We start from the raw sequence: 25,214 nt of genomic DNA on the forward strand, positions 1-25,214 counted from the left end.
GAATGGTAGTAAAAATCAGAGAAATTCAGCCAAAGGAATTGGTGGGTCAAAAAATAGTGACCTCCATTTCGAAGAAAGAAACTTCAAAACTTTGGAGGCCCTTTAGACGGACTCTTAAGGAAAAAGACCTTTTTCCTAACCTTTTTTATTCCATCAATAGATATGGAAAAGTCATGCAAGAGGGGAATTTTTCAATGGCTACTCTATTTGAAAAATGCGCAGCTATTGAGGTAGATTCTGATAGATTTGATGGGTTTGAGCGAATCGGATTGGAGGGAGGGAAATATGCTGTATTTGAACATTCGGGCTCCGTTTCCAACTTCCAACATACCATGCAGAAATTTTATCAGGAATGGCTTCCTAAATCCGGATATGAATTGGATAATCGAGCTCATTTTGAAACATTTGATGAGCACTATGATCCTTTTTCAGAAAGTTCCGTTGAATTGATTTGGATACCCATTAAAGCCTTAGAATAATCAATTAATGGTATTTTAAGGTTAAAATTTAGGTAGCCATAAGCATTGTCAATCATTATTGTTATACTTAATCATAATTTTTAAAGCAGGTGGTAAAATCTGTTCCAATTCGGACAACATATGAATTTGATCGAAAATATTAGGGAAGCCCTTAATTCTGTAAAAGTAAACTTGCTTCGTACCATTTTGACCGGAGCGATCATTGCCATTGGTATTTCCTCATTGGTAGGGATGCTGACGGCGATTGACGGAATCAAGACACAAATTGCGGAAAGTTTCTCAGGGCTTGGAGCCAACTCCTTTGATATCCGTAACAAAGGATATTCAGGTGGTAGAGCCATTCAACAGGGAGTAACGGAAAAGACCTATCCGAAAATCACGTTCAGGGAAACCCAAGCATTTAAGTCTGAATACAGTGCTATTGGTAGCGCTACGGTTTATACCAGAGTAGCTGGGGCTGCCGAAATAAAAAGAGGGTCCAAAAAACAGACCCAAATTCAAGGATTACTGGTGGTGATGAGAACTATCTGAATATCAAAGCTATGAAGATAGAAAACGGCAGGAACTTCAGTAATTTGGAAGTGGAATATGGAAACAATGTTTGTGTGGTAGGTACTGAGATTATTTCCACTTTATTCGAGCCCAATGAGGATCAATTAATCAGAAGATTACAGTTTTTGGTAGGCCATATGTGATTGTTGGGGTATTAGAGGAGCAAGGAGGAGTAGGTCAAGATCAAGGTGCTGATAGGCAGGTGATTATTCCAATAGAAAATGCAAGTAGATTGGATAGAAACGGGAATTTCAATTACAATATCACAGCCTTAAGTTCTGATGGTACCAAGATAGAATACGATATGGGGCAAGCCACTGAGATTATGAGGAAAATCCGCCAGGACCGTGTGACGATGGAAGATTCATTTGATTTGACGAAGAGCCAATCAGTTGCTGAGAGCTTAGAGGAAGTAGCAGGATATTTAAGAATGGGAGGATTTGGAATCGGTTTTATCACCTTATTGGGAGCGTCCATTGGACTCATGAATATCATGCTGGTTTCTGTAACGGAAAGAACCCGGAAATTGGAGTTAGAAAAGCGCTGGGAGCTACCCCATTAAGAATCCGTCAACAGTTTCTGTTGGAGGCAATCATGATCTGTATTTTAGGTGGAATTTTGGGAGTGATTTTAGGAATTGCAATTGGCAATTTAATTTCCTTGGTGATTGGAGTGGGAGGATTCTTGGTTCCTTGGTTATGGATGTTTGTGGCCTTCTTGATCTGTATTATTGTTGGACTTTTATCTGGGTACATCCCGGCAAAGAAGGCAAGTAAAATGGATCCTATAGAATCACTTCGTTACGAATAAGAATAAAAGAGAAAGACTCAATCAAACCTCCGGTATTTTGGAGGTTTATTTTTGAAAAGGATTTTGACCAATTATCGAATTCAATTATGGAATTGAAGGGTAATCCTTTATTTTCCAATTATGAAAGCAAATCAATTTGACGCGATCGTTATTGGATCTGGAATCAGTGGTGGATGGGCAGCAAAGGAACTTTGTGAAAAAGGTTTAAAAACACTTGTTTTAGAAAGGGGGAGAGAGGTCAAGCATTTAACCGATTATCCTACTATGACAGCTGCTCCTTGGGAAATGCCCCACAGAAATCAGATTCCATTAGAGGATAAAATTGCCAACCCAGTAGTCAACCGCTGTTATGCTTATAAAGAAGATACCGAACATTTCTTTGTGAAGGATTCCGAGCACCCTTATGTGCAGGAGAAACCATTTGATTGGGTACGAGGATACCAAGTCGGTGGCAAATCGTTGATTTGGGCGAGACAAACACAGCGTTGGAGTAACTATGATTTTGAAGGACCCGGAAGAGATGGATTTGCAGTGGATTGGCCTATTCGATATCCTGATATTGATCCTTGGTATAGCTATGTAGAGCGTTTTGTGGGAATCAGCGGTAGTTATGAAGGTTTGGATACCTTGCCGGATGGGGAGTTTTTGAAAGCCTGGGAAATGAATTGTGTAGAAAAGGAAATCCAAAAAAGGATTGTAGAGGCCTACAAAGACAGAAATGTAATCATTGGTAGATGTGCACATCTGACAGAACCCAAAGGTATTCATCTTGCACAAGGAAGGGGTCAATGCATGGCAAGGAATCAATGTTACCGAGGTTGTCCTTTTGGGGGGTATTTTAGCTCCAATTCCTCTACCTTACCAGCTGCTGCCAAAACAGGCAATCTTACGATGAGGCCAGATTCTGTGGTTCATTCCTTGATTTATGATGATCAACAAGAGAAAGTAACAGGTGTCAGAATAGTGGACCGGATCTCGAAAGAGGTGATAGAGTATTTTGCAAAAGTGATTTTTGTCAATGCCTCAGCTTTAAATTCTAATTTGATCCTATTGAACAGTACCTCTAATCGATTTCCAAATGGTTTGGGAAATGATTCAGGGGTGTTGGGCAAATACATAGCGTTTCATAATTATAGAGGATCGATTGGGGCTCAGTATGAAGGCTATGAGGATTCCTATTATTTTGGGAGAAGGCCTACAGCGGTGATGATGCCAAATTTTAGGAATGTGAAAAAGCAAGAAATGGATTTTATGAGGGGCTACATGACTTTTTATACTGCTGGAAGAGCAGGATTTGGTCATGCGGATGCTCCTTTAGGAGCGGAATTTAAAGCAGCAAATACCAAAGCAGGACCATGGTCCGTGTACATGATGATGCAAGGTGAGACGATTCCTAAAGAATCCAATCAAGTGAGTTTGAGTACAGATCAGCAGGATGAATGGGGATTCCTCTGTTAAAAGTCAATGTGGGTTACGATGCCAATGATGAAATGATTTTGAAAGATTTCCATGAGCAAGGGGAAGAAATGTTGAGGAAAGCTGGGTGCACCAACATACGGAAATCCGATAGTAAGCAAGCTCCAGGATTGGATATCCATGAAATGGGTGGGGTTCGAATGGGAAAAGATACAGCTACCTCCCTATTGAATGGTTATAATCAGATGCATTTGGCACCCAACGTATTTGTTACCGATGGTGCTTGTATGACTTCTACCGGTACTCAAAATCCTTCCATCACCTATATGGCTCTGACTGCGAGGGCTGTGGATCATGCCGTAAGAGAGATGAAAAATGGAAGGATTAGATAATCCCATGAGTAAGTCCTTGAGAGACGATTATTTTCTATATTAGCATCATCAAATAAGGGGTGCCCTAAATTACGGGCTGAGATCATACCCATCAGTAAGAGGTTACTGAGCACCTGATCCGGGTAGTGCCGGCGTAGGGACAAGATGAATTGTTCTCCCTTTTTTGAATAATCATAACAAATTATTCAAATGGAAAATTTTATGGAATTGAATCTGCTTTTGCAGCAGATCAAGAACACGAGTTTGCTCGAATGGGTAGCTGTGGGCTTTGGAGTGACAGAAGTGTTGTTGGCTCGGAAAAACAATGTGCTTTTATACCCGGCAGGAATCATCGGTATAGTATGTTCCTCCTTTTTATTGATTCATGCGAAACTGTATGCAGAAACGCTATTGCACGGGTATTATTTAGTGATGAGTATTTATGGTTGGGCCATGTGGAAAAACAGAAGTAGCTCCGGGGCCAGCCAAATTTCAAGAAGTAGTCTTAAAGATCAAAAAATTACTTGGTCCATAGCATTAGGGGATGGGTCCTATTGTATTTTGTGCTTCGCTTCTTCACCGATTCAGATGTCCCTGTGATAGATGCTTTTGTTTCTTCAACAGCTTGGGCAGGAATGTGGCTTTTGGCTAAACGAAAGCTTGAAAATTGGATTTGGCTGAATATTTCAAACGTAGTGGCAATCCCATTGCTGTTTCATAAACAATTGATTTTGGTTTCATTTTTAACCTTATTTCTTTTCGTGGTAGCCATATTCGGGTATTTAGATTGGAAAAAAGAACTAGAAAAAGCATGAAGGATATAACCCTATTTAGCCACGAACTCGCCCTTAAAGCTGAAAGATTAGGAACCCTTCCTGATGAATGGTTGGAGGCGATTTATCAAGAGAAATGGTTCAAACTATTTGTGCCAAAAGAGCTAGGAGGATTGGGATATTCGTTGCCAGAAGCCCTACAATTAGAAGAGCGCCTTGCTAGTTTGGATGGTAGCTTAGGATGGACGATCACCTTATGCGCAGGTGCGGGATGGTTTGTAGGTTTCATGGATGGAAAATTGAGAAATAGCGTTTTCCCAGCATTTGACTTATGCCTGGCAGGGAGTGGGTTTGTAGGAGGGAAAGCAGATTTTGTAAATGAAGAATATGAGATTTCAGGAACTTGGACCTATGCATCAGGAGCTTTGCACGCCACCCACTTCACAGCGAATTGCGAAATTTTTGAAAATGGAGAACCTATCTTGGATGAAGAAGGAAACCCCTTGGTCAAAGCCTTTTTGTTAGAGAAAAATGAAGTGGAGGTTCTTGATGGATGGAATTACATGGGAATGATAGCGACAGGTAGTCATGCATTCAAAGCAGAAAAAATCAAGGTGCCTGCCTATAGGGCATTTGAAATAAAGCCGGATAAAACCACTCTTGAAGATCCAATTTACAAATTCCCTTTTTTGCAATTTGCAGAGGCCACGCTGGTGGTAAATATCTTAGGGATTTCCCTGCATCTGATTGATTTAATAGAGGAATCCTTTTGGAAACGGCATCATTATAGAAAATATGATCAAAAGCATGTGAGCTATTTTCAAAAGATACTGGAAAAGAAGAAAAAGAAGCTGGATAGGTATAGAAGTGATTTTTTTAATGAGACGGACAAATCCTGGGAGCAATTGAAACTTCAAGGTGGGATTTCCAAGAAGCATTTGAAATCGCTCAGTAAATCCGCAAGAAAATTAAGCCATAAATGCAGGGAATATAATGCTGCACTTTACCCATTTTCAGGGTTGGAGGCAGCAAAAACCCATACTGAATTGAATAGAGTTTGGAGAGATTTTAATACAGTAAGTCAACATGCCTTACTGATCTTTCCATTTTAGAGTCTAGGTTCCTAATCCTTTTGCTTCAATACCATCATGGTCCGGTTAGGGATATAAAGCAATACACACTGGTTTTCATTGGTCAGGAAGGTGGTGCTCGTATCCAATCTTTCAAATCCCCCAAATTCCTTTTCATCCGAATCCAAAATCAATTGATAGGATCCAGGCCAGGGAACTTGAATGGCAAAACCAGAGAACGACTCCGTTGGATGGAAGGAAAATACAAAGATGAGCCCGGCCCGTTCGTATGCGAGTATTTTTTTATCAGGGTCCAGGTGTAATTGCTGAGCATGTTGGGAAGCTAGAATCTGAAAGTCTTTAGCCAATTGAATCATGGATTTGTCCCAAGCAGCCAGTTGCCCATACCGAAGAAGAGGATCATCTGCCAAAGACCATTGTCTTCTGGCGTATTGATAGCTCCAATTATTGCCTTCTCTTGGAAAATCTACCCATTCAGGATGACCAAATTCATTTCCTATAAATGTAAGGTATCCTTCTCCTCCCAAAGAAAGGGTAATCATGCGAATCAATTTGTGTAGAGCGATCCCTCTATCTACCACTAAATTTTGCTGCAATAAAGACATGCTGAAATACATCTCCTTGTCCATCAGCCAAAATGCCAGTGATTTATCACCCACTAGCGCCTGATCATGACTTTCGGCATAGGCGATAGATTTCTCTTTGATGGGGCGATTGGATAGTTGGTGCCAAAGCTCAAACATATCCCATTCCTCATCCTGCTTATGTTTTAAGGTTTTAATCCAATAATCCGGAATACCCATGGCCATTCTGAAGTCAAAACCTATTCCTCCATCTTCTATTTTTCTTGACAATCCAGGCATGCCACTGACATCTTCTGCAATTGAAATACTTTGAGGTTTTAGTTTATGGATTAGTGTATTTGCAAGTTGTAGGTAAAGGATAGCATCATCATCCACATTGGAATCAAAATATAAATCGATGTTGTCAAAATCCATGAATAATCCATGATGGAGATACATGATGGACGTGACACCATCAAAGCGAAAACCATCCATATGGAATTCTTCGATCCAATATCTGATATTACTCAAGAGGAATTGTTGGACTTCTCTTTTGGAATAGTTGAATACCTTAGAGTCCCAACCTTCATGGTAACCTTTTGGGCCTGCATGAAAATATTGATGATCACTTCCATCAAATTCATTGATTCCTTCATTTACATTTTTTACGGCATGTGAATGAACGATATCCATTACCACGGCAATTCCCAACTTATGGGCTGTATTGATCAGGGATTTTAATTCTTCAGGTGTCCCAAAGCGAGAGGTAGGGGCAAAGAAATTAGATACATGATAGCCAAAAGACCCATAATAAGGGTGCTCCATGACGGCCATGAGCTGGATGGTATTGTAACCGGCAGATTTGATCCTGGGAAGGATGTTTTGTTCAAACTCCAGGTAAGTCCCTACGCCAAGTTTTTCTTGTGCCATCCCTACATGGCACTCATATATTAAAGGTTGTTTCCTGCTTTCTGCTAAAGAAAAATCTTGATCAGCCCAGGGAAAGGGAGAATCAAACCACACTTGACCAGCAAAATCGTGTGTTTCTTCATTTTGAATTACCCGGGTGATGTATACAGGGATTCTATCCAAAGCCCCATTGGCCCCAATAACATGGACTTTTACCTTAGAACCATGTACAAACGTACCTTTATATTGATCAAAGGGTAAGAAGATTTCCCAATCGCCACGAGGATTTTTTTTCATCGGGTGGGATTGACGATCCCAATTGTTAAAGTCCCCAAAGAAATAAAGTGCTTCTGCTGCAGGGGCCCATTCCCGATAGACCCAACCATTTCTCCAACTCTCGAAATGAATCCCATAAAATTGATGGTTGCTGCCATATTCCAAAATGTCCCCACAGAAATTTTCAATTTCTTGGATAGCTGATTGATATTTACTCCAACGAAGAGAAATCTTATCACTGTATTTTTCAAGCCAAGGCTCGTCTATTACTAAATTGGGGGGGCGGACTTTCTCACAAATATGAAATTAACTTGGCTTAATTTAGAAAAATGTAATTGGAATCAAGCATGTCCCTCTTTTTTCATTTCGTGAAGAATTGGAAAACAAAAAACGGTAAGAAATTTTAGTTCTTACCGCTCTGATTAAAATTCTGATTATAAAATGTGTCCAAACTCAAACAATATCTGTCTTTCTCGGATCTGGACCATATTGATTTTCTCCTTTCTGACCTTTTTTTGCGGCCAGCCAAATAAAACCTATAAAATTGATTGGGGGTGGGATTAATAAGTAAAAGGCATATTTCCAATCTAATCCAATATCATGGAGTCTTTTAATGGCTTGAACCATCAAAATACTGATCGAGGCTATAAGCGCTACGCCAGCACCATAAAATATCATCCATGATTGAGTTTGGAAGCTATCCCATATTAATAACAAGCATAGAATGTTGATGAAATAGAAAACCATGAACATCCACAAATACTTCCTTCTAGTTATTCTTCCGTCTGGTTTAAATGTTGAATTCATACTTTAATAACGAACTTGATAGGAAGTTGTTTTCAAAGCAGAAATCGGAGCACCCCTGGAGTCAACTCAATGTTTCTCGTAAATGAATTCTGGTTCAATCACCTCGACTGTACCTTCTTCGTTGATTTTATCCAGAGTAACCACTTTCAATTCATTGACTAACATGGGGTCATATTTGGCAGAAACCCGGATATAATTTTCGGTAAATCCATGGATTTTCCCATTTTCAATATCCTCTTCAAATAGTACTGTAAACGTTTTGCCCAGATTTTCTTCGTAAAACTTCCTTCTTTTCTTTTCAGAAAGTATCCGGAGCATTTTGGACCGTTCGTTTCTTTTTTCATCGGAACGACCCCTTCCATTTCTACTGCCCTGGTATTTGCACGTTCAGAGTAGGTAAAGACATGCAAATATGAAATATCCAGCTCGTTTAAAAAATTATAGGTTTCTAGAAATAGTTCGTCTGTTTCTCCTGGGAATCCTACAATCACATCTACTCCAATACAAGCATGTGGCATCAAGGTTTTGATCTTGGAGACCCTGTCTTCGTATAATTCACGAAGATATCGTCTTCCCATTTTTCTTAAGATGGTATTGGAACCAGATTGCAATGGAATATGGAAATGGGGTACAAATCTTTTGGACTGGGCTGCAAAACTGATGATTTCATTGGTGAGTAGGTTGGGCTCAATAGAAGAAATCCTAAATCGATTAATTCCTTCTACTTCATCAAGCGCATAGACTAGGTCAGCGAATTTTTCATTTCTTTTTCCATCGACTATTCCAAAGTCACCAATATTAACTCCGGTCAATACGATTTCTTTCACTTTCGTTCCTGCTATTTCTTTTGCAGAGGCAACAACACTTTTAATGGTGTTACTTCTACTTTTTCCTCTTGCTAATGGAATGGTACAGAAAGCACATCCATAGTTACAGCCGTCCTGAACTTTCAAAAACGTCCGAGTTCTATCATTAATAGAGTAGGCATTGTTGAAAGTAGTGGCTTCCTGGATTTCTGAGGCTAGGATTTTAGTATCCTGGGCTTTTGCAAAATCATCCAATAGTTCGATTAATCTGAATTTTTCTGCTGCACCCAAGACTGCATCCACCCCTTTTATTTCCGAAATCTCTTTCGGTTTTAATTGGGCATAGCAGCCAATGATTGTCACGTAAGAATTAGGAGAGATCTTTTTAGCCTCTTTTACAATCTTCTTACATTTTTTATCTGCATTCTCGGTTACCGAGCAAGTATTAATGATGAAAATGTCAGGATTATCCTGAAAATCCACCTTTAAATACCCTTTGTCTTCAAACTGTCTACTAATAGTAGACGTCTCCGAGAAGTTGAGTTTACATCCAAGTGTATAAAATGCTACCTTTTTCACAATTAATCTCCAGCTTATTTGAGAATACAAAGGTAATTAATCTCCTCTTGTTTTCAATTTTCTAATTTCAGAACGGAAAATCACTTTTTTGAACGAAATGGTGTGAAAAAGACCATGTTTTTTGATAAAACTGTAAATTTTTCAAAAAATGAGCTCAAATTTTGGTCATTTTCATTTTCGAGTCAGTATTTTTCTATTTTTGTGAGTATAATCTTAAACCACACTTTGTAGAAATGGCAACACTCAGACAACAAGCCTTGTCAATGGTGCAGGCTAGACAGCGATCTGCTGTAAAAGCACCATCTACCAAAATATCCGATTATTTTGGCGAAAACGTTTTTGGAACTGCACAAATGAAAGTGTCTTTGGCTCCATCCGTTTACAAAAAGGTAATGGAAGCGATCGATAAAGGCACAAAAATAGATGTTTCAACTGCTGAGGAAATTGCATCTGCAGTGAAAACTTGGGCTCTTGCGAAAGGTGTAACACATTATACGCACTGGTTCCAGCCATTGACAGGTTCTACTGCTGAGAAGCATGATTCCTTTTTCGATGCGTTAGGCGGTTTGGAAAAGTTCAAAGGTAGTGCCTTAGTTCAACAAGAACCAGATGCTTCTTCTTTCCCAAATGGAGGCATCAGATCTACTTTTGAAGCAAGAGGATACACTGCTTGGGATCCTTCTTCTCCGATTTTTATTTTTGAAAACACACTTTGTATCCCAACGATCTTTGTTTCCTATACGGGAGAGGCATTGGATTACAAAACTCCTTTATTAAAATCTATGGAAGCAATCAATGATGCTTCCGTGCAGATCTGCCAATTATTTGACAGAAATGTGAAGAAAGTATTCCCTTCTCTAGGAGTAGAGCAAGAATACTTTGTAGTAGACAAAGCATTGTTTGCTGCTAGACCGGACTTGGTAATGGCTGGTAGAACCGTTTTTGGACATAGCCCTGCTAGAGGTCAGCAATTAGATGATCATTATTTCGGTACGATCCCTACTAGGGTGAAGGACTTTATGGTTGACTTTGAAATCGAGTCTCATAAGCTTGGTATTCCTGTAATGACTCGTCACAATGAGGTGGCTCCTGGTCAGTTTGAGGTAGCTCCATTGTTTGAAGAGATCAATAAAGCGACTGATCACAACCAATTATTGATGGATGTGATGGATAAAGTTGCTGAAAAGCATCATTTAAAGGTGTTGTTCCATGAGAAACCATTTGCAGGTGTCAATGGAAGTGGAAAGCACAATAACTGGTCACTGATTACTGACACTGGAGTAAACTTATTTCAGCCAAGTAGTTCTGCAAGAGAGAACCTTCAGTCTTGACATTCTTGGTAGCAACTATCAAAGCAGTATATGATCATTCAGATTTATTAAGAGCAAGTATTGCTTCTGCAGGTAATGATTATCGATTGGGTGCCAACGAAGCGCCTCCTGCAATTATTTCTGTTTTCTTGGGTGCTACTCTTACTGAGGTATTAGATGAGCTTGAGAAAAACGGAAATATCAAAATCGAGAAAGGTGACAACATGTATATGAAGTTAGGTATCTCCAAGATTCCTGAAATCATACTTGACAACACTGATAGAAACAGAACTTCTCCATTTGCATTTACTGGAAACAAATTTGAGTTCCGTGCAGTAGGATCTCAGGCCAACGTAGCGGGTCCGATGACTGCGCTCAACGTAATCGTGGCAGATGTCTTGAAAGGTATGTATAAAGATATCGAGAAAGAGATGGCTGCTGGTAAGGAGAAGAAAATTGCTATTGTGAATGTATTGAGAAAATACATCAAGGATAGTAAGAAGGTAAGATTTGAAGGTGATGGATACTCAGACGCTTGGGCTAAAGAAGCTGAAAAAGAGGATTGTCTAACTTGAAGTCTACTCCAGTTGCGCTTGATGTGTATCAGAAGAAAGCTACGAAAGAGCTATTCGAAAGACACAACGTCATGAATGAGATAGAACTTCATGCGCGTCATGAGATCATGTTGGAGAACTTCATTATGAGAGTTCAGATCGAAGGTAGAGTGATGGGAGATCTAGCATTGAATCATATCATTCCTACAGCTATTCTTTATCAAAATAAAATGATTGAGAATGCGAATGGTTTGAAAGGACTTGGTTTGGATCATACCGCTGCTGTTGCAACGATCAAAGAAGTTTCTAAACACATTGAATCCTTGAAATCCAATATTACTGCAATGATTGAAGCTCGTAAGAAGCTCAACAAAGAAGAAGATATTGTGAAAATGGCGAAAGGATATCAGACAGAAGTAAAAGAAGCCTATTTCGACAAAATCAGATATGCTGTGGATAAGCTGGAATTATTGGTAGACGATGAGTCTTGGCCATTAGTGAAGTACAGAGAAATGCTGTTTTTGAGATAATATTTGACTCGAAAAAGTACAAAAGCCTCTCATTCAATTGAGAGGCTTTTTTTATGCAATTACCTTTAGGAAAAATTTATTAACTCATAATCTAAAGAAGGAAATTTTAATTATAGCTATTAGTTCAAGAAGAAATATCGATTATTGTAAAGCCGGAAAACTCAAAATAATTTAATTTTGAACTTACTTTTGTAAAAAAATTAAATAAATATCCTATTTCATTAAAAAATATTATCTAATTGTTTTGAATGGATTTTGAAATTTATAGATTTACCACACAGACTAGTGTATACTAAAAAGATTCTTAAGTTTCTGACTGTCTTTCGTCCGGAAACGAACTTTTAAGTAATCTTTAGTTATAAAGGCCAAATAATTAGTAGGTATTCCCTAGTCTGTCTATTAACTCATTTATTTTCTAATCATTAATTAATTGCTATGAGAAAAGTTTTATCAATTGCTTTGACTCTGGTTATGATCTTTTGTGTCTCGGCTATGGCACAGGCTCAGAAAAGAGTTTTGAAAGGAGTTGTGACAGCTTCGCCGGATGGAGAACCCATGCCGGGTGTTACAATTCTGGACAAGACAAACCAGACGGGTACTACCACCAATATAGATGGTGAGTATTCCATTTCTGTGGGACCAAATTCAGTTTTGGTGTTTTCTTTTATTGGTTTTGCTTCTCAGGAAGTCGTTGTCGGAAATCAATCTGAGATCAATATTAATTTGGAAGAGGATGCAAGTGAACTCTCCGAATTTGTCGTGACCGCTTTTGGTATGGACAAAAGTGAAAAATCCTTGGGTTATGCCACTAGTACGATCAAGGCTGATGAATTGATTAAAGTAGGTAATCCAAATGTGGCATCTGCTCTTTATGGTAAGGCTCCAGGTGTTAGAATCCAAACAGGGGCGGGGGGAGCTACCTCAGCAGTGAATATTCAGATTCGAGGAATTAACTCGATTACTGGTAAAAACCAGCCACTTATTGTTTTGGATGGGGTTCCAATCCGAAATGAAGAAGTAACGAACAACAACTATTGGGGCGACCAAAGACTAAGAGGAAATGGCCTATTAGACATAAACCCAGCAGATATTGATAATATTTCCATCTTGAAAGGTGCATCAGCAGCTGCACTTTATGGTTCAGAGGCGGTGAATGGTGTTGTTTTGATTACTACCAAAAAAGGTACCGCAGGTAAAAACGGAATGCAAGTTGACTTTAATGCGAATGTCAGCCTAGATAAAATTGCCTATTTGCCAAGATATCAAAACGTAAGGGGACCAGGTATGCCTGCTCATATCCAGAACTTAGGCCAAGCAGAAGATGGGTTTAATTATACGGAAGATGGAATTCGTACAGTACCGAATACAACCACTAACTATGGACCAAGATTCGATGGTCAGCCAATGCAGGCTTGGGATGGTATATCTAGACCTTATGTAGCACAAGAAGATAATTATGCGGCTTTATTCAATAGCCCAGTAAGTTCTAATATTAACGTAGCGATTTCTAATAGTACCGATAAAGCTAATTTCCGCCTTTCATTAACCCGTCAGGACAACGAAGCGTTGAGTTTGAATTCTAAAAACAGCAAGAATATCATGAATTTGAATTCAAGCTATAATGTGAACAAAAGATGGAAAGTGGATTTGATGGTGAATTACATCAATCAAAACACAAAAACCGTCCTTATTCAATTGACCGAATGATCAATAACTTCGGTGGAATGATGACTCGTTTCGATAATGGTGAGTGGTATTTGGACAGATATCAAACTAGCCGTGGTTACAGATTTGTAACAGGAAATGGGCAAAGCTTAACTCCTGATGAGAATATTACAGGTGCAGGTTTTAGAGGTGATATTGCAGATTATGTTTGGAGAGTAAATAAAAACTTGTCTTCCGAATTGAGTAATCGTGTAATTGGAAGTTTGACCAACCACTTTCAGATTACGGATGATTTGAAACTAAGAGCTAGAGTTTCTACAGACTTCACCAATAGATATTCTGAGTTTAGTAACTACTCTACTCGTCCTTTAGCTTTTGGTCCTTCAGGTGCTTTTGGAATGAATACTGAATTATTCAGCATTCTTTATGGGGATTTGATGTTGACGTATACCAAGAGTCTTACCGACGAAATTACCTTCAGTGCAATGGGTGGGTATACTGCTAGAAAAGAAAGCTTTAGTAATGTGTCAAGAAGTACTAACGGTGGATTAAGTACTGAGAATCTGTTTGATATTGTGGCTTCCACCAACATCCCTAACTCAGGATCTGATAGATCTTACAGAGTAATTGATGCATTCCTTGGAACAGTGAATTTCGATTATAAAAACATTTGGTTTGTGGAAGGTACGATCCGTAGAGATAGAATTTCTACCATGAATCCTAACAACAATGCATTTGTTTACCCTTCTGTTAACACCAGTTTTGCAATTTCTGATGCTATTCAATTACCTCAATTCATCACATTCTCTAAGTTGAGAGGTTCTTGGGGTATCGTGGGTAACTATCCGGATATTTATAGAGCAAATATTGCATACTCTCAGAATTCTTTGGGCGTTCAGCAGCCAGGCGGAGCCAATGTACTTTATACCACTATTTCTAACTCATTCGGTAACGATGGGATCAAACCAGAGCAGAAGCATGAATTTGAATTTGGTTTAGATACTAGGTTCTTCAACAACAGATTTGGTTTAGACCTTTCTTATTACAACGCTCAGATCAGAGACCAAATCTTGCCTTTGACCTTGCCTTCCACTTCAGGAGCTAGTTCTGTTTTGACAAACATCGGTACTTTGAGAAATACAGGTGTGGAACTTTCATTGAATGGAGCGATCGTGCAGAGTTTGAACTTTGGTTGGAATATGACATTGAATGTTTCTAGAAACATGAACAAAGTTGAAAAGTTGGCCAACAATGCCACTGAGTTGCTGCATGCGGATTATGATGGAAATGCGGCTCAACTTCGCTCTGTAGTAGGTAGACCAATGGGTGATTTCTATGCTAGACCAATTGCAACTGATGCAAATGGTAATAAGATCGTACAACCAAATGGTTTATATAAAATCGATGATCAAAACTGGATTCAGGTTGGAAATGCCATGCCAGATGCAGTAGGTGGTTTCATCAATGAATTAAACTACAAGAACTTCGCTCTTTCTGCAGTAGTTGACTTCCAAATTGGAGGTAGTGTGATGCCAACTGGTATTAACTGGATGATCAGCCGTGGTTTGACTGAAAAGAGTTTGAACTACATGGATGAAGCAAGCGGTGGGTTGGCTTATTATGTTAATGAAGATGGACAAGGAATCCAAGTAGACCATTCTGCAGCACAAGGACCAAATGGTGAAACTGTTTATCACGATGGTATGGTGATGGATGGAGTGGTCGCAGATGGTTCTCCAAACTCTAATGTGATTTCTCAGGCATATTACTATTGGAACACTTACAACTGGGGTGGACCTCAGTATAGCCAGTCAAGATATGAATTGTATATCAAGGACAATGATTATGTGAAAATGAGAGAATTGTCTTTGAGCTATACTATTCCTGCTCAACTTGCCTCTAAAATTGGTGCTTCAAACGTGAACCTTTCCGTATTTGGTAGAAACTTGTTTTTCCTTTATAGAAATATCAAGGATTTAGACCCAGAAGTTATGACTGGTGGATCTAGATGGACTCAAACGTTGACTAGTGCGGGTACCAACCCAGCTACTAGAACTTGGGGCTTTATGTTAAGAGCTAGATTCTAATAATTGATATAAGATAAAAACATGATGAAGATGAATATCAATAGAATATTACTATATATAATGCTTGTAGGCTTCTCGGTGAGTTGTACTACAGCAGATTTTGAAGATAACTACACGGACCCTTCGAAGCTATCTGAAACTTCAGTGGGTAAGCAGTTTACCGGAATGATTTATACTAATCGTCAGTCCGTATTGCCAACCTATTGGGATTACTTTGTGATTAAGCGAATTACTTCCAATAGATATACTCAGGCAGTAGGATGGGTAAATACTGAAAATCAATATGTGCCAGGTTCTGCGGCAGTAAATGACCGTTGGAATAATTACTACAATTTTGTAGCTCAGTACAGAGAGCTTGAAAAAGTATATGATGCCTTGTCTGAAGAGGAAAAAGTGGATAACCGTGTTTTCATGATTGCGGCAGCTACGTACTTCTATGACCATACGCAGCAGGTAGTTGATTTGCATGGAGATATTCCATGGTCTGAGGCTGGTATGCTAAGTACTAATGGTGGAGACTATACTAAATCTTATGCTGGTTACGACAAAGCAAGTGATATCTATACCAAGATGTTGGATGATTTGGCTGGATTTGCTGATGAATTACGTACACTACAAATCAATCCTGCTATTGAAATTGAATTCAGTACGCAAGACTTGATCAACCGAGGCGATATAGATCAGTGGTTGAAATATATCAATTCTCTAAGATTGAGAATGTTGACCAGAGTAAGTGGTACAAGTGAGTTTAGCGCAAGAGCGAAAACTGAAATTGGTACTATTTTGTCAAACCCAGGACAGTATCCAATTGTGTCAGATAATGACAGCAATATCCTTTTCCGAATCCATACTTTAGGAACTTTGATGCCAGCCAATAACTTCCAAAGTGGTTTGGAGGATTGGGATGGTAACATTGCTGGAAAAGCAATTTTGGATCATATGGTAGGAAATGAAGATCCAAGATTAACTTACGTATTCCAACCAGGAGAGAATGCAGAAGGTGAGTATCTTGGGTTGGATCCATTAATGAATCCTACTGAACAGAATGAATTGGTCTTGACACAAACCTTGAGTATTTACAATCACTCTACAATCAGTAGAAATCAATATTTCCCAGGTTTAATCATTACTGCTGCTGAGGTACATTTAATGGCGGCTGAATATTACTTGAAGGAAAATCAAGACATGATGGCGAAGTCTCATTATGAAGAAGCCATTCGCCAGTCTGTTGATTTCTACGAATACCTAAGAAGTATCAGTAATAATGCTGAATCAGACGATCCGATTGTTCCTACTGAAGAATCAATCAATGCTTACTTATCTATGAATGATGTTTCTTGGGAAATGGCAGGTTCTTCTGAGGAGAAGCTTAAGTTAATTGCTGAGCAAAAATGGTTGCACTTTAATGTGGTTCAACCAAATGAAAGCTGGCATGAACTGAGAAGATTGGGTAAAGTGGACCTTGAATTCTGGGAAGATAACTCGAATCAGCAGAGTTTACCTCCATCAAGATGGATGTATCCTGGATCAGAACAGACCTACAATATGGAAAACTATTCTGTAGTACAGCCAGAGGATAAATTGATGAACACCATTTTCTGGGATGTGAATTAATTTTTTCAGGTAGTATTTTATCAAAAAGCCTCTCAATTACATTGAGAGGCTTTTTTTATACTAAATATCCAGAAAACTCTATGAATTATTCAAATAAAATTTCACATAACTAATATTTTGCCAAATTATATACTGCAAAAAACTTATTTACTATACTAACTTTTTTAAAAAAATAGAAAAAATAAATTTATCTTATATAAAATATTAATTAAATACTTTTGAATATTTTTTAAAATATATAGCTTTACTCTACACAAAGTGATTGGTGTCAATTTTAGAATTACTTATGCTGTAAAGAAATGAATTTCTATTCTTTGAGTTTTTTCAATTTTCCTGCCTAGCTGTTTTTGGAAAGATTTAAAGCCTTGATATCGAGCACTTTATTTTAAACTCAATTATTTCTAACCATTAATTACCAACTATGAGAAAAGTTTTATCAATTACTTTCACTCTGATTTTGATGCTTGGTACGATTGCATTCGTTCAAGCGCAGAGTAGGGTCTTGAAAGGAGTTGTGACTTCAGCCCCCGATGGCTTGCCCATGCCTGGTGTTACAATTCTCAACAAGAGCAATCAATCTGGTACCACCACCAATGTGGATGGAGAGTACTCGATTTCGGTGGAGCCAAGCACAGTTTTAGTGTTCTCTTTTATTGGCTATTCCACTCAGGAAATTACTGTCGGTAACAGGACCGAATTGAACATCACATTAGAAGAAGATGCAAGCGAACTCAATGAAGTAGTAGTTACTGCATTGGGTATCAGCAAAGAAAAGGAGAAGTTAGGTTATTCACTTACAGAAGTAAGTAGTGAAACCATGACAAAAGCTCGTGAAACCAACGTCGCAAACTCTCTTGCAGGTCGTGTAGCGGGTTTAGTAGTGAAAGGTACCAATTCTGGGCCTGGGGGAACATCAAAAATTACGTTGAGAGGTACTCCTAGTATCAACGGAACAGGATCTCCACTATATGTAATCAATGGTGTCCCAATGGACAATACCCAAAGAGGTGGTGCTGGACAATGGGGTGGTAGCGATAATGGAGATGGTATTGGAAACCTTTCTCCGGATGACATTGAAACAATGACTGTTTTGAAAGGTCAGGCAGCTTCTGCTTTGTATGGAACTAGAGCATCTAATGGGGTCATTTTGATTACTACAAAATCCGGAAGTAAAGGAGGAGATTGGAGCGCTAGTTATAATCTAAACTACATGGTAGAAAATCCGGTGGATTTCACAGATTTTCAAAATGAATATGGTCAAGGTACAGGAGGCCAAAGACCTACTACTGCTACAGATGCTCAAACAACAGGTAGATTAGCTTGGGGTGAGAGAATGGGTGGTTCAGTAATAGGATATGATGGAAACCAATATCCATATACTCCAACCAATGACGGATATTTGGATTTCTATAGAACAGGGTCCAATTTCACCAATACTGTTTCAGTTTCTAAAGGTTTGGGTTCTGATGGTTCATTTAGAATGTCGGTATCCAATTTGGATTCTAAGTCTATTGTTCCAAACAGTGGAATGGATCGATTGAGTTTGAACTTAAATGTGGATCAAAATATTACTGATAAATTGAATGTGACTGCAATGATCAATTACATTGATCAAAAATCTGATAACATTCCATTTTTGAGTGATGGTCCTAAAAATCCTAATAACTTCTTGTTCCTAGCTCCAAACATCAGTCAAAGCATCTTTGCTCCCGGTTATAATACAGACAATGGTGCGGAAACGGTGTTTAGTGATGATATTTATGTGACAAACCCTTATTTTATTGTCAACCAAGGAATCAATGATCTAGGTAGAAAAAGAACTATTTCTGCATTGTCTACCAAGTATAGTTTCACTGAAAATATCTATGCAATGGTCAGAATCGGAAATGATGTTTCTAATGATGATTTCTATAGCATTGATCCTTACGGATTGGCATACACTGCCAACTTACAGGGTAATTTGAATTCCAGAGGTCAATCTACTAGATCAGAATTGAACATAGATGGTTTATTCGGGGCAAAAGTTGACCTGACTGAGGGATTGGTTTTAGATGCATTGTTAGGAGGAAATATTCGTAAAAATAAATTCGAATCTGTAAGTGTTGGTGGTAGCCGGTTTGTATTACCATACCTTTATTCTCCTTTCAACGTAGAGGCCTTTTCAAGAGGGTACTCCTTCTCTGAATTAGAAGTTCATTCAGGATTCTATTCTTTGGATTTCGGAATTAAAGATTTCTTGACCTTGTCTACAACAGGACGTTACGATGTTTATAGTACCCTAACAAGTCCTGTTTCGGATGACAATAGCATTTTCTCACCTTCTGTTTCTGCTGCGTTCTTATTTGATAGATTCTTGAATATCTCAGCAATGGATTTCGGGAAGTTGAGAGTTTCTTATGCGGTGACCAGTGGTGATCCGGGAGTTGCCTATAGCAATCAATTCTATTATTCTTCTGCGAATTCATATGCTGGAGTTCCAGCTGGATCATCTCCAACTTCGCTTCCTAACTTATTCCTGAAGCCTTTCACTACAGATGAATTTGAAATTGGTCTGGATATGAATTTCTTCAATAACAGATTAGGATTGGATTTGGCTTATTACACCAAGACTACCAATAATGAAATTATGAATGCGAGCTTGAGTATTGCTTCTGGTTTTAATAGTGCGGTAGTGGCAACAGGATCTATTCAAAACAAAGGGTTGGAAGTATTATTGACTGGTAAGCCGATCCAAACTTCGGATTTCACCTGGACATCTTCTTTCAATATCACTAGCGTGAAAAATGAAGTGTTAAGTACAGATGAAAACAACAATCCTGTAAACTTGGGACAAAATAGAGCTACTCTAGGAAATGCTGTGACTGCCTATGTAGTAGGTGAGCCTGGTCCTCAAATTAGGGCATATGATTATCAATACAACCCGGATGGTAGTATTGTGGTGAATGAAGCTGGACTTCCAGTTAGAGGAGAATTGATCAATATGGGTTCTGTTCTTCCAACTCTATATGGTGGATGGAATAACGAATTCAATTATAAAGGAATTTCATTCTCATTCTTGATTGATTACAACTATGGAAATAAAGTGTTATCAGCAACTGAGTTTTATTCTACGTTCAGAGGTTTGAATAAAGTGACGTTAGAAGGTAGAGAGTCAGGAGTAACCAATGGCGGAGTAACTGCTCCTGCTGAAGATTACTATAAAGCTTTAGCTCAAAATATTACTAGAACTTCTGTAGTAGATGGTGACTTTATCAAATTGAGACAAATGACATTGGGTTATTCTCTACCAGCTTCTTGGTTTGGAAATACTCCAGTCATCAAAGGATTAGATGTCTCTTTTGTGGCTAGAAACTTGGCTATTTTGATGAGAAAAGCCAAGAATATTGATCCAGAGGCTAGCTTTGGTTCCAATATCAACTACACAGGTATAGAAGGTACTTCTCTTCCAAGTACCAGATCTTTCGGTTTCAACCTGAACTTTAAACTGAACTAATTATGAAAAAAATATATAGCATATTGTTATCAGGCCTTCTCTTGACAGCTGCTGGTTGTGATGGGGATTTTTCCGATATCAATACCAACCCAAACAGTGCAGGTTCCAATGTTTTTGATCCTAATCTGATTTTACCAACTGTTTCTTATAACTATGGAAACATGATGACTGGTTATACCGGTGCCATCTTGTTTCAGAGTATGTGGGTACAAGTGATGGCTTCTACTTCTACAGGAGGTGCCAATTATTATTCTAATGCCGATAAATACGTGGCATCAGGTAGTACCAACAGTTATATCCAAAATGTTTGGAATAATGGGTATGCATCTGCTTCGAGAGTGTATCAAATGCAAAAACTGGCTGAAGAAAAAGGATTTAATAATCTTCAGGCTGTAGGTACCATTTGGAAAGTCTTGACACTGTCATTTGTGTCGGATATTTATGGGGATATTCCTTACAGCGAGGCATTACAGGCGGAGGATGGAATTACAACTCCTGCTTATGATTCACAGTCTGCTGCTTATACAGCGATGCTTTCTGATCTAGACAATGCCATTTCTTCCATTTCAGATTCAGGTGATCCTATCAGAAATGATGTGCTTTATGGAGGTGATTTGGCGAAATGGAAAAAGTTAGGTTATTCCATTATGTTAAGAATGGCCATGAGATTGGTGGATGCGGATCCTTCAACTGCCCAGACCTATGTTACAAAGGCAGTTTCAGGAGGTGTATTTACATCTCCAGCTGATGAGGCTGTACTGGTTTCAGATCAAAATAATGGCTATTCAAATTCTAGTGCCAATGCACTGAATGTAACTGACGATGTGTATGAAGTTCGCTGGTCAGATAATTTAATTGATTTCCTAAAATCTACCAATGACCCTAGGTTGCCAATTGTTGCAGAGGTACCTGCTGCTGGTCTTGCCGCAAATAGAAGTGCCGCAGCTGGAAATAATGACCCAGCTGTACAAATTGGACTTCCTAACGGTTATGATTTGAGAGGTGGAAGTACTGATGTTTCAAATGAGCCAAATTATCCAGGCCCTACTGGTTCTGGTGATGACGTAGCACCAATTGGTGCTTATTCAAGACCAACGGCCATTTACAGAGATCGAAATGCTCCTGTATTCATTCTGACCTATGCTGAAATCCAATTGCTATTGGCTGATGCTGCAGCAAGAGGTATTAATGTTCCAGGTTCTGCATCAAGTTATTATGCTGCAGGAGTTGAAGCAGCATTGACTTCCATCGGTAAATTTGGAGGAGGAACTGTTTCAGCTGGGGATGCGGCAGCTTATGCAGCGGCAAATCCATTGGATACTAGCAGTTCTTCGGCTTCTTTGAAAATGATCAATGAGCAAATCTGGGCAACTACTGGATTGTTTGCAAATTTCGTTGAGTCTTGGAACAATTGGAAGCGTTCTGGATATCCAGAGCTGACTCCTGTAAACTACACAGGAAATTTCTCAGGAGGCCAAATTCCAACAAGACAGGTTTATCCTGCTTCTGAAAGTACTACGAACCCAGAAGGTCTTGCTAATGCAATTTCTAACATGGGTGGTGATACTTGGACCACTAAAATGTGGTGGGATAAATAACAAATAAAAATCTTCATAGATAGATTACCGAAAGGGGTTTTGATTAAGTTCAAAACCTCTTTCACTTTATATACTTTAATAAAATTCAAAAGCGGCTTCTGCTTTCTGGAAATTGCAAATTGATGGGGAATCCTGGAATAATCTGCTTTTAGAAATGATCCGTAGAGAATATCTTTAGGTGATGATGATACAAATTGGTGTAGATATCGGAGGCTCCCATATTTCAGCAGCTAAAATTAAGTTAGGAAATAGAACTTCCGATTGTTATGATGTTCACGAAGCTGATGTAGATACTTTTGGGGATCAAGAGTCCATCATTTCCGATTGGACTAAAATAATTAAGAAGGCTGCAGGAAATGCAAAAGAATTTCAAGTTGGAATAGCCATGCCTGGTCCTTATGACTATCAGCAAGGGGTTTCTTTAATCAAAGACCAAGGCAAAATGGCCTCTCTTTACCAGCAATCCGTCAAGAATTTACTTGCAGAAAGCTTGGAAATCCATCCTTCCAATCTAGTATTCACCAATGATGCCGAGGCGTTTTTAATAGGAGAAAGTTTTGCCGGGGCTGGAAGAGCATTTCAAAATTCAATAGGCATCACCTTGGGTACAGGGCTTGGTTCCGCGATAAAAGTTTTGAATGTCGTGAAAGATGCCAAACTTTGGACCGCACCATTTAGGGATGGAATCGCAGAGGATTACTTAGGGACAGCTTGGTTCAAAAATTTTGCTTTGACGAAGTTTGGACTTGAAATAGAAGGAGTAAAAGACCTGATTTCACCAGAATTTGATCCAGAGGTCTCCCATCAGGTATTTACTTCTTTCGGTAAAGCCTTTGGCGAGTTCTTGTTTCCTTACTTGAGCCGGTTACATTCAGAAGGAGTGGTATTGGGCGGTAAAATCAGTTTAGCTGCTGATTATTTCCTGCCATCTACCCAATCCCATCTGGAAACAATGGGATATTCTGTTCCTTTTACTATTTCTGAACTTGGAGAAAAGGCTGCTTTGATTGGTGCCTGCTTACCGTTTTACACTGAATAATCACCTATGAAATTTTATACTTTTCCTTTTTTGATGTTATGCTTGTTTTTTGGCTGCTACCAAAAGTCAACTGCTCAAACTTCTTATGATCTGATTATCGTAGGAGGCGGGGCAAGTGGTACGGCTGCTGGAATTGCAGCTGGTCGATTGGGGATTAACACATTGATCATAGAACCCACCCCTTGGTTGGGAGGCATGTTGACATCGGCAGGCGTGTCAGCAATTGATGGGAACCACCGGTTGCCTTCAGGAATCTGGGGGGAATTTAAAGCTGGGTTAGAGGTGCATTATGGAGGGGAAAAGAATTTGGCTACCGGTTGGGTGAGTAATACCCTTTTCGAGCCCAAAGTAGGAAATGAAATTTTACAAGGTATGGCCGCCTCGGTACCTTCTTTAACCATTTCACTGGAGAGTGATTGGCAAAAGGCAGTTTATGAACAAGGGGTTTGGAACCTTGCTTATGTGAAAGAAGGGGAGATATTATATAGTACAGCTCCCATCCTTATCGATGCCACAGAATTAGGGGATGTGGCTGCCTCTCAAGGCATACCTTATCGCTTGGGCATGGATGCAAGAGATGAAATTGGAGAAAGCTTTGCCCCTGAAAAAAGTAACGATATCATTCAGGATCTGACCTATGTAGTGACCTTACAGGATTATGGAATGGGAGCGGACCGGACCATACCAGAACCCGAGAATTATGATCCAGAGGAGTTTGCATGTGCCTGTGCCCATGCTGATCCCATCTCTGATCTAGCTCCTACCTTGGATTGTGATAAAATGATGAGCTATGGAAAACTTCCTAATGGGAAATACATGATCAATTGGCCCAATTGCGGGAATGATTATTATGTAAATATGGTGGAGATGAATGAGGAAGAAAGATGGGCTGCAATGGAAGAAGCCAAGCAAGCAAGTTTAAGATTTATCTATTACATACAGCATGAATTAGGGTACAGACATCTTGGTATGGCAGAAGATGAATATCCGACCAAGGATCATTTGCCTATGATCCCTTATCATCGGGAATCCAGGAGATTTGAGGGGTTGGTTGATTTCACCTTACCCTATGTGAGAACACCCTATGAGGCACCTAATCCATTATACAGAACGGGAATTGGAGTAGGAGATTATACCATTGACCATCATCACAAAAAGAACTTAGATGCTCCCGCGATTGATTTCATCAAAATTCGTGTTCCTTCTTATACGATTCCTTTAGGGGCTTTAATACCGAAAAATCACCCTTCTCTAATCCTTGCTGAGAAGAGTATTTCTGTTTCAAATATCGTCAATGGAGCAACTAGGCTTCAGCCGGTGGTGTTAGGAATCGGACAAGCTGCAGGAGTGTTGGCTGCTGTAGCAATCAAAGAAAATAAACCCCTGGGGGAGGTTTCCATCAGGGAAGTGCAGACTTTGTTGCTATCCCAAAATGCCTACATCATGCCTTTTTTGGATATGAACCCAAGGGAAGATCATTATGTAGCCATGCAGAAAATCGGAGCTACTGGAATTTTTAAAGGAGAGGGAGTCCCTTATCTCTGGGCTAACCAAACTTGGTTTTACCCAGAGCGTTTGGTCACTGAATACGAATTGGTAGATGGAATGAGGCCTTTATATCCGGAATTGAAGGATTACTGGGGGGCTTCAGGGGATTATTTATCAGGAGAAAGACTTCGGGAAATACTGGAACTTGTGAAGCCCAATACTCCCTTATTGGAACTGGCACAAGCTTGGAAAAGAAGAGGGTTGGAAGGGAATTTCACCTCTGAGAAGAAACTCAATCGAAAAGAAGTATCGGTGCTTCTGGATGAGTTGCTGAATCCTTTTTCTAAAGAGGTGGATTGGGAAGGAGTCTTGAAATATTAATAGGAAAGAAAAGCTGAAAATCA

11 protein-coding genes, 5 pseudogenes and 1 riboswitch are annotated in these 25,214 nt (G+C 39.2%); of the genes and pseudogenes, 13 read left to right on the forward strand and 3 right to left on the reverse strand.

Annotated elements, in window-relative coordinates:
* Window positions 1-2: 2 nt before the first annotated feature.
* From V8V91_RS24885 to V8V91_RS24905, 5 genes and pseudogenes are all read left to right on the forward strand, one after another.
* A complete protein-coding gene (locus V8V91_RS24885) occupies window positions 3-479 on the forward strand; it encodes a GyrI-like domain-containing protein (RefSeq protein ID WP_373397750.1) in 477 nt (158 codons plus the stop codon).
* Between the two features lie 120 nt (window positions 480-599).
* A pseudogene (locus tag V8V91_RS24890) lies at window positions 600-1,841 on the forward strand (ABC transporter permease).
* 120 nt (window positions 1,842-1,961) lie between these two features.
* Window positions 1,962-3,649: pseudogene (locus V8V91_RS24895) on the forward strand (GMC oxidoreductase).
* Window positions 3,650-3,694: 45 nt separating this feature from the next.
* A riboswitch (TPP riboswitch) is annotated at window positions 3,695-3,806 on the forward strand.
* A 44-nt stretch (window positions 3,807-3,850) separates the two neighbouring features.
* Window positions 3,851-4,443: pseudogene (gene pnuC, locus V8V91_RS24900) on the forward strand (nicotinamide riboside transporter PnuC).
* Complete coding sequence (locus tag V8V91_RS24905) at window positions 4,440-5,513, forward strand: acyl-CoA dehydrogenase (RefSeq protein WP_373397751.1); 1,074 nt, start codon at window positions 4,440-4,442, stop codon at window positions 5,511-5,513. The pseudogene pnuC and the gene V8V91_RS24905 overlap by 4 nt, the downstream one beginning before the upstream one ends.
* Window positions 5,514-5,524: 11 nt before the next feature.
* Here the strand turns inward: V8V91_RS24905 and V8V91_RS24910 are convergent, their stop codons facing one another.
* The 3 genes and pseudogenes from V8V91_RS24910 to mtaB form a co-directional block, all read right to left on the reverse strand.
* The gene (locus tag V8V91_RS24910) at window positions 5,525-7,540 is read right to left on the reverse strand and encodes an alpha-amylase family glycosyl hydrolase (RefSeq protein WP_373400813.1); all 2,016 of its coding nucleotides are present in this window, start codon (window positions 7,538-7,540) and stop codon (window positions 5,525-5,527) included.
* A gap of 153 nt (window positions 7,541-7,693) precedes the next feature.
* Window positions 7,694-8,047, reverse strand: a complete 354-nt coding sequence (locus V8V91_RS24915; protein ID WP_373397752.1) for a DUF805 domain-containing protein — start codon at window positions 8,045-8,047, stop codon at window positions 7,694-7,696.
* 66 nt (window positions 8,048-8,113) lie between these two features.
* Window positions 8,114-9,432: pseudogene (gene mtaB / locus V8V91_RS24920) on the reverse strand (tRNA (N(6)-L-threonylcarbamoyladenosine(37)-C(2))-methylthiotransferase MtaB).
* A gap of 233 nt (window positions 9,433-9,665) precedes the next feature.
* Between mtaB and V8V91_RS24925 the strand changes: the two are divergent.
* From V8V91_RS24925 to V8V91_RS24960, 8 genes and pseudogenes are all read left to right on the forward strand, one after another.
* Window positions 9,666-11,826, forward strand: a pseudogene (locus tag V8V91_RS24925) (glutamine synthetase III).
* Between the two features lie 435 nt (window positions 11,827-12,261).
* Complete coding sequence (locus tag V8V91_RS24930; protein WP_373397753.1) at window positions 12,262-13,533, forward strand: TonB-dependent receptor plug domain-containing protein; 1,272 nt, start codon at window positions 12,262-12,264, stop codon at window positions 13,531-13,533.
* Window positions 13,461-15,578, forward strand: a complete 2,118-nt coding sequence (locus V8V91_RS24935; RefSeq protein WP_373397754.1) for a hypothetical protein — start codon at window positions 13,461-13,463, stop codon at window positions 15,576-15,578. Before V8V91_RS24930 ends, V8V91_RS24935 begins: the two co-directional genes overlap by 73 nt.
* Window positions 15,579-15,638: 60 nt before the next feature.
* Window positions 15,639-17,192 carry a SusD/RagB family nutrient-binding outer membrane lipoprotein gene (locus tag V8V91_RS24940; protein WP_373397755.1) on the forward strand — a complete coding sequence of 518 codons (1,554 nt, stop codon included), beginning with the start codon at window positions 15,639-15,641 and terminating at the stop codon, window positions 17,190-17,192.
* 421 nt (window positions 17,193-17,613) lie between these two features.
* A complete protein-coding gene (locus V8V91_RS24945) occupies window positions 17,614-20,685 on the forward strand; it encodes a SusC/RagA family TonB-linked outer membrane protein (protein WP_373397756.1) in 3,072 nt (1,023 codons plus the stop codon).
* A gap of 2 nt (window positions 20,686-20,687) precedes the next feature.
* Window positions 20,688-22,283 (forward strand): SusD/RagB family nutrient-binding outer membrane lipoprotein, encoded by a 1,596-nt coding sequence (locus tag V8V91_RS24950; protein ID WP_373397757.1) that lies wholly within the window; start codon window positions 20,688-20,690, stop codon window positions 22,281-22,283.
* Window positions 22,284-22,464: 181 nt separating this feature from the next.
* A complete protein-coding gene (locus V8V91_RS24955; RefSeq protein ID WP_373397758.1) occupies window positions 22,465-23,322 on the forward strand; it encodes an ROK family protein in 858 nt (285 codons plus the stop codon).
* A gap of 6 nt (window positions 23,323-23,328) precedes the next feature.
* Window positions 23,329-25,191: an FAD-dependent oxidoreductase gene (locus V8V91_RS24960; protein ID WP_373397759.1), complete on the forward strand. Its 1,863-nt coding sequence runs from the start codon at window positions 23,329-23,331 to the stop codon at window positions 25,189-25,191.
* The last annotated feature ends 23 nt before the right edge of the window (window positions 25,192-25,214 follow it).

It is taken from the genome of Algoriphagus halophilus, assembly GCF_041729275.1.
Classification (GTDB): Bacteria; Bacteroidota; Bacteroidia; order Cytophagales; family Cyclobacteriaceae; genus Algoriphagus; species Algoriphagus halophilus_A.